Genomic DNA, 4,509 nt, shown 5'->3' with positions numbered 1-4,509 from the left:
ATTCATCATACAAGGCTGGGCTTCGATGGGTGTTTGCATGTTGTCTCGGTAAACATCTACGTTCCTTAAATAGTATCGGGCTTGCCTGTTAGTCGTGTTTGCCTGTCATTCCTGACAAAAATCTCAGAAATACCAATTACTCAGATTTAATACACATTGGCACATTACAGTAAAAGTCCCCTCGCCCTCCGGGAGAGGGCCAGGGTGAGGGCGTAACTGATTTAACCCACTCATCCCCCTTCTCCCGGCGGGAGAAGGGGGGTTAGAAGTTCAAAGTATCTGGTAGGCAGTGTTGGAAGGAGAATTTGTATTCGGTTGGTGCAATACCTACACTATGTGACGTCTACCTTATATTTTGTAACCCATTATGCGCCTGCCGCCTAAACACCAGCGCGATGTTCTTAAAATCGGTGAATTGGCCGATGAACTCGGCACTACGCCGAGAACGATTCGCCTGTACGAGGAACTAGGACTCATCGCCCCCGACCGCACCGAAGGCGGTACACGTCTTTATGCCCGGAAAGATATGAAACGCATGGCTATCGCCTTGCAGCTTGGCCGTGTCGGCATCGAACTGGAATCGGTGCAAAAGCTCGCTCAAACCCGGCAGCAATGTGCTTCCGGCAAAGAAGCATCAGCCGCGATGCAGCCACTCCTGCAAGATTTGCGAACAAGAATTCGAGGATTGCTGGAGGATTTGGAAGAACTGGATCGAGACTTGGAGCGGGCGGATATGCTGATCCGCCAATGCGGAAATTGTCAAAATCGCCCCAATCGCCAGTATTGCCCGGACTGTCCAGTGAATAAGAACGTTGATTTGACCAACATTGGTCGTCTGGTTTGGGATCCGAGTTGTCCGTGAACGACCCTGAGCTGCCGGTAAGTTTTTATTGAGAATGTCTGAATTGTCAACCGGACCTGACGTTGGCATATCTTCAAAAAAGTTGGTCATCCCTGAATAGGTAGCAACAATAGAATGCGAAAAATTACTGACAAGAAACCGATAATTCCTGTTCTAGATGACCTGCTCAACGATGGCCGGCTAACGCGGTTGTTTTCTAAGGATGATCACAACTGCGCACTACAACTGTGGGTTTTGCAAATCAAATCCAAACAGTCGCTTGAAAATCGTATCTTCTACGGTCGCCTACTTCCTTACAGCTATTCTAATGAAGAATGGTCCTTCAGTGACAACGATAAATTTCATCCCTTGGCGCAAGCCAAAGCTAAGATTACCCGCCTTAATCTTTATATCAAAAGTGTCTACTGCGAGGAACTTCTAAGGCAATTGAGCGCCGGACAGACCATATCGGAAATCAGCGAAAAACTGACGCTCAGACTCTCAAGCAAGTTAAAAAAGTTGTTCGGAAACACTGCACTTTCTACCGATGACCTAGTTTACCGGCCCGTTGCCTATCTTTTTAACCGCGACGCACATGACCGGCAAGCACCGTCCAGTCCGCATTGCGGAGCTGGGGCTTTTAGCGCTTCAATCACCCAGGCCAATAAGGGGACTCTTTTCCGCCTAGGCCAAGACTACGACGTGGACTTAACTGAGTTGGTGGTCAAGCACCTCAATGAGGATACAGGTTTGGAGTTCGGTGGTGTCGATGCTGCCCGATTTGGCGACATCGAGCTGCTGGTCTTTCCTGCGCTGGACGACCTGGAACGGCCCTTATTGAACGTGAACTGGGCCGATGACTCGTTCGCCCTAATTGTTCGATTTAATCCGATGCAGTTGCCTTATTTCAGCAGTTTCCAGTTCCGCCTGTGCATCACAAACGATAGCCAAGTCGTCTACTCAAGCATCGCTAAAGCGGAACCTGATGCGGAAAACATGTTTGACTGCAAATTCGAGCTGGACGAATCACTGCAGGCGATCGCCGACAGCACCGAGTTAGAGATATTCGGTTTCCGTGGTGATAATTCCCGTACAGGCACCCTATGTTGCAGGTGGCGCGTATATTATTTTCGAGAAATCCACTCTCAGGGGCATGTGGTAGGCCATGGGGCTAGTCCGGTTAAGTTTGACTGGCTGGAAAAAACCACGCAGTCGCGCGATCCTGCACGGGTAAAGGCGGCTTTAACGATCAATCACGGTAATCTCGGATATAGCAACCTTATCGGCAGGCGTAACGATCCTTGGGCTCCAGCCAACCGCGATCTCGCATCCCTTTTTGCGCGACTCCATCCGCCGAAATCGGAGTGTCGGTTTTTTCTTCGCTGGGGCCAAAGTGATGGCGAGGGACGGCTGCAATTCGTAGAGTGGTTCAAGGCTCTGCTGGCCAAATATCAGCAGTGTCAAATGGTCATTTTCGATCCCTATTTCGAGGATGTCGGCTTGGGCCTGTTGTTTATCTGTGCGGCAGAGAAGGCTGATTATATCGTCTTCAGATCCTTGCCTAAGTCAACCAGGGAAGAGAAACTCATGCGTAGGAAATCAGACAATACCGTACGGGATGGAATCAACAATTTATTGGCAAATTGTGAGCAAAACTGCCAACGAATGAAATGGGTTAAATTGCGCATTTACGGGCTAAAGGAAGGTCGGCTGCATGATCGCTACATCTTGATTATGGGACAGGACAGTCTTCCAGTCGCAGGTTTCCATCTCTCCAACTCGTTTCAGTATGCCGCAGAAAACTACCCTCTGTTGGTCACTCCGATTCCTTCCGATGTCCTGCTGAAAGTCGAGCAATACAAGTCCGAATTGTTGGAGGAAGCAGCGCAGGCTGTGCAACTCGCCGGCAAGATCACGAATCCCACCATGCAACTTCTCTTCGATTCAGCAGTATCATCTACTGCTCGGCCACGCTACGAACCACTTCGTTTCCTCGAGAAGACCCAAGCAGGTAACGTATTAAGCGCATGGACTGGCGAGTTGTCGCTACAAGGATTGAGTGGCGATTTTTTGAAGGAGAGGATGGCGTTGTTGGGGTTGCTCACAGATAATTCGCTCGCACTGCCCGAAACCGCAGGGCTGAAAAATTGCCTAGACCAGCAGGCAGATGACATAGCGAACTTCACGATAACTTGGGATGTACTCGGCGATATGCTTGCTCATTCACGCTTTGGGGACTATCGCTTTCCTGAACTCGAATCCGAACGTAAATTTATGGAATTGCTATCACAGTTCCTTCAGGTATCGTTTGACAGTGCGCTTGACGAGCTGGGTGGGGAATTAGCCGTGATTGATGCAAAATTCTTTCGAAAATCACTAACGGCTCTGTTACATGGTCCCTATCACTTACATCATTTATCCCACCCAACAAAATACACAGCCTTAACTTGGCCGGAGTTCTTCGCTATTAAGTTTCTGTGGTGGTACGCCCCAGACGCTCTGCTGGCAATTGCCGAAGTCCAAATGGCCGTCGTACCGGAGGAGCCGCAGGGTTCGGACGCGATGCGATTGTCACTATTGAGCCAGATCGTCAGCGAAATTTCTCTATCAGCGCAGTTTGAAATGAGCGAAGTACAACGGAGCCTTCTCGTTCGCAGCAGCAATGGATTACTACAATGGATAGGGCTGAATGCGATTGAAATTGAGCTGGAAAAGCCGGGAGGGCTCGCTAACGTGTTGGGTTTGGTCGCTGGCTTTACCTATCCGGAGCGGGTAAGAACGCTAGGCTGGATGATTAACCATGCGGCAAAGAATGACAAGAAAGCTGATATCTACAAAGGTTTAGTCGACGCGCTGCACGCGACTCTGCCGGAGAAAGTCCTAGTAGACGAACTAAAACGGTTGATCGACTCCTTGCGCGGGCACATGCAACAATTGTCCTGGGCAGAGCCTTGGCTGTTTCAGGATGTGATATTCCCCTTGTTACAGAAGGATCTCGCCAACACCGACGATGTCTGTGAAATCTGGGCTCAAGAACTGAGTGGTATGCTGGAACCGCAACAGAATGATCCAACACTTTTGTTTAACCGTGAGCGAGAGGGCCAAACGACCAACATTACTGCCTTCCTCTTTGCGTACAGCAGCGACGAGCGGCAGAAGGTCACCTTAAATTTGATGCAGGCGATTTTGAAGAAGCAGCGCCAGATTGTGCAACAGCCCCTCGCTAGCACTTCTAACTGGGCACGTTGGGACACGGCTCTAACTGTCTCACTTTGGATATTAGCTTTTAGCAAGTGGGCCGAATACTACCTGCACCAGCGCGGCATGAATGACAACGAATTAGAGCGGTTGTCGCGTGATGCGCAAGAGGTAGCGATGGTCAGGCATATGGACGAATGGTGTTCGGGAGGTGTTGGTAAGTGGGGTGAGCTGGCTAAATTTCTCGGCCAAGTGGAAGAGCTCCTGTCGTCAAGAGAGCAGTAGCCAAACAGGCTTGAAATTACGTACCAATTAATGACTTGTCAATTGGAATACCCTACAAGATACGCAGCGCGTACACCTACACCTGGATTCTGAAGCTAACCAGCTCATTGGCAGAAATCAGGGGAGTTTCTGTCAGTGGTTAATTGAGTGTTCTGCGTCGGCTTTTGGCCGATTGTGTTGAAAAA

Annotated in this window: 2 protein-coding genes; both read left to right on the top strand. The window is 49.6% G+C overall.

Annotation, left to right across the window (positions count from 1 at the left end):
* The first annotated feature begins 367 nt into the window (after positions 1-367).
* Entirely contained in the window at positions 368-862 is a 495-nt protein-coding gene (locus A1332_RS00270; RefSeq protein WP_064006593.1) for a MerR family transcriptional regulator, read from the top strand.
* A gap of 114 nt (positions 863-976) precedes the next feature.
* Positions 977-4,324 (top strand): VPA1262 family protein, encoded by a 3,348-nt coding sequence (locus A1332_RS00265; RefSeq protein ID WP_064006592.1) that lies wholly within the window; start codon positions 977-979, stop codon positions 4,322-4,324.
* Positions 4,325-4,509: the final 185 nt, after the last annotated feature.

The organism is Methylomonas methanica, assembly GCF_001644035.1.
Classification (GTDB): domain Bacteria; phylum Pseudomonadota; class Gammaproteobacteria; order Methylococcales; family Methylomonadaceae; genus Methylomonas; species Methylomonas methanica_A.
This window is presented reverse-complemented; position numbering and strand designations above follow the sequence as displayed.

Excerpts from the sequence above, each read along its gene's own strand:
- A1332_RS00270 (WP_064006593.1), top strand. The coding sequence starts at position 368 with ATGCGCCTGCCGCCTAAACACCAGCGCGATGTTCTTAAAATCGGTGAA.
- A1332_RS00265 (WP_064006592.1), top strand. The coding sequence starts at position 977 with ATGCGAAAAATTACTGACAAGAAACCGATAATTCCTGTTCTAGATGAC.